Here is a 4,450-nt window from a genome sequence, read left to right on the forward strand (position 1 = left end):
CGTTTCGCTTCGATGCCTTCTACCGCGCAGACTCCTGGCGCCGCTCTTGGCCTGCATGGCACTTCAGGCATCGGCGCGCGGTGACTTCGTGCGTGTGCTGCCCGCCCAATGCCAGCCGGTGGCAGACGCCGCCCCGCTGCCCGCCGAGCTGGAGCCCTACCGTGCCGCCGTCAGGGCCTGCCCGCTGGCACGGGCGCCGCAGCCCGCCCGTGTGCGGCTGCTCAGCGTGTTCACCGACGACTTCTACAAGGGCCTTCCCGCCGACGCCCGCTGGCAGAACTTTCCATTACCGGTGCTGGTGGACGCATCGGGCCGCTGCATCGGCCGCCTCCCGCACCTCTTCCCGGTGGACCCACCGCAGGAACTCACGGTGCATGCAGGCCAGTGGCGCAACGGCATTCCGCACGAGCTGCGCCTGCACGTGCTTTCGCCCGCGGTGGGCGGCAACCATCCCTTGCCCTCGCTGCGCTGGCAGGCCCCGACGCAGTCGTACCACGCCAACGCGCCCGCAGCTTCACCCAACACGCCCCATACGCTCCCCGGCGACCCCTCCAAGGACAAGACCCCGTGCCCGTAGACGCCAGCTCCGTCAGCAAACTCAAGCAGGCCTGCGACGCCGCCTTTGCCCTGCATCCCCATTCGTGCAGCCATGCCGTGTGGCACGTCATCAAGCAATACCTGCCCAGCCAGCCCTGGATGAATGCCAATGCGCTCATCGAACACCTGCGCGGGCAGGCGCACTGGAAGGTTGTGCCCTCGGGGCAAGTGGGCCAGTTGGCCCGCGAAGGCAAGCTGGTGGTGGGCGGCAAGTCCGAAACCAGCAACGGCCACGTCATCGTGGTCTACCCCGGCGCCGATGTGCCCGCCGGCGGCTACAGCTATACCCGCAACGGCAAGCCGGAAACCCTGCGCATCCGGGGCAGCTACGCACCCGCCATGTCCACATCCCTGGGCGCGTGGCCTGGCGCCATGAGCAAGGGCGACAAGACCATCTGGGACCCCTGGGCCAACGACGCCAAGTTTGCGCAGGTCACGTTCTGGCAGCTGTCGCCATAGCGCAGGGCGCAAGCACGCACGCACACACGCCACTTCACCGCGGCTGCTGATGGCCATCGCTGATCGGCCTTCGGCAGCATCCATCCACTCCACCAACCTCCGGACCACCCACCATGTTGTTGAAGCCATTCACCCTGCACCTGAGCCTGCTTGCCACCGCCCTGCTGATCGCAGGGTGCGCAGGCACATCGGGCGAACCGTCAGGCAACGACGCCCCTGCCGCAGCCACTGCCCCGCCACCAGTCGAAGTGGCACCCGCACCCGCCGAGGCACCGCCGCCCGCGCCCGTGGCCCAGCAGCCCCGCTTGCCCGATGACGGCATCGTGGCCGAATTCAACCCCAAGGAAGTCGCACTCACGCCCGAAACAATCGCGCTGCTGGAGCGGCTGGTGGAAACCCGCGAGGCCGATGAGCGCCTCGAAATCACCGGCTACTGCCACCGCAAGGACGCCCCGGTCGACGCCCGCGACATCGCCCTGATGCGCGCCATGGCCGTGCGCAAGGAACTCCTGCGCCTGGGCGTTCCCGTCAAGACGATCCGCGTGAAGTACCAAACCGTGCAGGCCCTGCACGCCGTGAAGATCGCCGTGAAGTGACGCGCGGTGACACTGCGCGACGCAACGTGGTGTGACGTGATGTGAAAGGCGCGGCGACGGCACGTGACGGGCCGCCGCCCGGAGCGCTCGCCACGGGCCAAGCCACGGATGGGGTAGCCCGCACGCACCCTCACCCCCGCGAGCCCTTCGCCCGGCCCCTCCGGATTGGGCCAAATTTCGGCGGCCGGGCATTGCGCCCGCTCGCTCGGCCCCGGCCAGGCCTGGCCTGGCCTGGCCTGGCCTGGCCTCCCCGGAGCTTCCTCCATCGGGGCGGGTCATTCAATAGATGCCGAGTTTCTTGATGCTTTTCGGCCTTAGCGCTTGCTGGATAAGCCTCAGCAGCTATGTTTTTTGATGCGTATGGCTGCTGCGCAACTTCGGTGGCGATATGCCCGCTCTGTTCGTTGGTTTCTCCATCGGCTTCCCGGCGTGCGGTGGGATGAGGCTGTCACTGAGGACACAGCGTGCCAGAGAGGCGTTGCGGCTTGGGTCTCGGACGTACGTCCTGGTGTAGGGGATCCTGTTTTCTTGGAGCAGCCGCATGCCTTCCCGGGTGAATACTGTGCTGCCGAATCTGTGTGCCTTGGCGATGCGCCTGCCCAAGGCGTCGTATTGGTAGTTGCAGACTTGGCTTTGGGGCTGGCCGTCTTTGCCTGCGCGCACCACGGCCAGTTGGTTCAGTGGGTGCTGGTGGTTGTAGCGGTAGTGTTGTTCGGTGTGGCTGCCGATGCGTTTTCTGATCAGACGGCCAAAGCCGTCGTAGTCGTAGCGCTTGTCCTGCAGGACTTTGACGCGGTTGTTTTGCACCCAGCCTCGGCCCTGGGTGCTGAGGTTTCTTTCTTCCAGCGCGCTGATGCGGTTGCCTGCGAGGTCGTAGTGGAAGTGTTCGTTGCGCTCGGGCTGGGTCGCCTGCGTATGCGTGATGCGACCTGCCTGGTCGTACTGGTGGCGGGTTTGGCCTTGCTGGCTGTGTTCTACGCTGGTGAGCTCGCCGTTCTTGTCGTAGCCGTAGCGTTTGAGCAGGGTGTCTTCGGGGTTGCGGCGCTGCAGGCGTTGGGTCCAGTCGGCGCTGCGGGGGCTCCAGCCGGCGTTGGCGTGCCGGTCGTTGCCGATCCCGTGGCCCACGCGCAGCATGGCAGGGCGCACCCAGGTGGCGGCTTTGCGGCCGACGGGGTCGTAGGCGAAGCGGCTGGCCAGGCGGCCCTGCGTGCGTAGCACCTCGCGGTGCAGGTCGTCGCGTTCGATGTCGGCCAGCACGGCGCCGTCCAGGTTGATCTGGTGCAGGTGGCCGCTGCCGTAGTACAGGTGGTTGAGGGTGCGGCCGTCGGGCAGTTGGGTTGCGGTGCGGTTGCCCAAGGCGTCGTATTGGTACCGCAACGTGCTGCTGTGCAGGTGGCCTTGCACCGTGTGCTCGGCCTCTTCCTTCAGCACTTGGCCCAGTGCGTCGTACTGCCATGTCTGGCGGGATTGCAACTCGCCCTGCGCGGAGAATTGCTGGGCTTGCAAGATGTGGCCTGCGGGGCCGTAGCTGTAGGCCAGCCGAGCTTGCAGCACGGGCGGTGCGGCATGGGGTGTGCCAGTCGCTGCGCCGGGGGTGAATGTGTTTTTTTCTATGAGCTGGCCGGCCGCATCGCGCACCAGTTGGGTGTGTATGGGCTGAACGTCTACATGCCCCGGCACGGCATCACCCCCGCCCATGGGCATGGGGTGCTCTGTGACCAGGCGGTTGGCTGCGTCGTAGGCGAACTGGTAGGCCTGGCGGTTTTCGTTGATCAGGGTAGACAGGCGCCTTACTGTGTCGTACCCCAGCTGGATGTTCCCAACAGTTGGACCATAAGTTTAGCTCCAGTCCGCAACATCCTTATTATTCGCTATAGCCTGAAAACCGAGAGGCTCGGAAATACATAATCAAATTCGAGAAAATCAGTGAGAACTTCGAAATCATCTAGACCGCTCGGCAATGGGAGCCCGATGCCGTTGATACCATCAACAATAACGCATCCGCCCCACGCGACTTGGGTTCTGGAATTTTCAATAACTTCAGCAACTGTCATTCCAGCCCACAATTTTCCAGAAAATCTATGCGAATACCCAACGCCACACATGACAGAATAAATCAATCTATTTTTATCATACCCCAATATGATCAAATCATCATCAAATTTCACGACCCCGTCGCCAACTTTCACATCGTAATGCGGAGAGAAGCGCTCGACAACAAGGTCCACCTTCTCGTCCAGACAAACTCCACCCAAGGACTTACCCGGAATAATTTCATCATTCAACCACATAAATATCCTAATTTGGCATGTTTTTCAGCTGCCCATCCACATAGACCGGACTATCTTTAATTTTGTCATACCGACTAAACCCGCCATGGCCGATTCTCCCCTGCACCTCTGCGTCACGATACACCTTCCAGTAATCAGATTTATGCACCGCATTAGGACCGCCCGGGTGATAATCGAGCACATCAACCTTACCATTTTTATTTGTTCGAGTATATCTAGTATGCGGCGTAGCATTAGGGCTTGTTTGGCGAGTACTCGCCGTATAACCTTTCTTTCTTAGAATGGCATCTACTTGACTGGGATTCTTTCCTGTCAAAACTCCCACCCATTTTTCTGTGATTCCTTGCCTCTTCGAAAACGCTTTCGCACAAGTGAGGCCATTCGGATCAACCCAGACAATTGGATTCGGCGCATATTGATTCAGATTCAAACCACCTGCCAAGCCAATGGATCGGGGCTGATGAACCTGCCTATGTCCGCATCGTAGTACCGGAACGTGTTGTAGTG

5 protein-coding genes and 1 pseudogene are annotated in these 4,450 nt (G+C 61.9%); 3 read left to right on the plus strand and 3 right to left on the minus strand.

Annotated features, from left to right (window positions below; all coding sequences use genetic code 11):
* The first annotated feature begins 55 nt into the window (after positions 1–55).
* The 3 genes from ACOQFS_RS09820 to ACOQFS_RS09830 all read left to right on the plus strand — a co-directional run bounded on the left by ACOQFS_RS09820 (position 56) and on the right by ACOQFS_RS09830 (position 1,652).
* A complete protein-coding gene (locus tag ACOQFS_RS09820) occupies positions 56–577 on the plus strand; it encodes a hypothetical protein (RefSeq protein ID WP_421562699.1) in 522 nt (173 codons plus the stop codon).
* Entirely contained in the window at positions 568–1,056 is a 489-nt protein-coding gene (locus tag ACOQFS_RS09825; protein ID WP_421562700.1) for a hypothetical protein, read from the plus strand. The genes ACOQFS_RS09820 and ACOQFS_RS09825 overlap by 10 nt, the downstream gene beginning before the upstream one ends.
* Before the next feature lie 113 nt (positions 1,057–1,169).
* Positions 1,170–1,652, plus strand: a complete 483-nt coding sequence (locus ACOQFS_RS09830) for an OmpA family protein (protein ID WP_421562701.1) — start codon at positions 1,170–1,172, stop codon at positions 1,650–1,652.
* Positions 1,653–1,994: 342 nt separating this feature from the next.
* On the opposite strand, the gene ACOQFS_RS09835 is transcribed toward ACOQFS_RS09830, so the two are convergent.
* The 3 genes and pseudogenes from ACOQFS_RS09835 to ACOQFS_RS09845 all read right to left on the minus strand — a co-directional run.
* Entirely contained in the window at positions 1,995–3,356 is a 1,362-nt protein-coding gene (locus tag ACOQFS_RS09835; protein ID WP_421562702.1) for a hypothetical protein, read from the minus strand.
* 167 nt (positions 3,357–3,523) lie between these two features.
* Entirely contained in the window at positions 3,524–3,943 is a 420-nt protein-coding gene (locus ACOQFS_RS09840) for a hypothetical protein (protein ID WP_421562703.1), read from the minus strand.
* A 373-nt stretch (positions 3,944–4,316) separates the two neighbouring features.
* Positions 4,317–4,450: pseudogene (locus tag ACOQFS_RS09845) on the minus strand (RHS repeat-associated core domain-containing protein); the annotation flags it as partial.

The organism is Paracidovorax sp. MALMAid1276 (genome assembly GCF_049198005.1).
Taxonomy (GTDB): Bacteria; Pseudomonadota; Gammaproteobacteria; order Burkholderiales; family Burkholderiaceae_C; genus Acidovorax.

What these genes read in the sequence shown, in the direction of transcription:
- ACOQFS_RS09820 (WP_421562699.1), top strand. Translation starts at nt 56, where the DNA reads ATGGCACTTCAGGCATCGGCGCGCGGTGACTTCGTGCGTGTGCTGCCC.
- ACOQFS_RS09830 (WP_421562701.1), top strand. Translation starts at nt 1,170, where the DNA reads ATGTTGTTGAAGCCATTCACCCTGCACCTGAGCCTGCTTGCCACCGCC.
- ACOQFS_RS09835 (WP_421562702.1), bottom strand. Translation starts at nt 3,356, where the DNA reads ATGCCCATGGGCGGGGGTGATGCCGTGCCGGGGCATGTAGACGTTCAG.
- ACOQFS_RS09840 (WP_421562703.1), bottom strand. Translation starts at nt 3,943, where the DNA reads ATGTGGTTGAATGATGAAATTATTCCGGGTAAGTCCTTGGGTGGAGTT.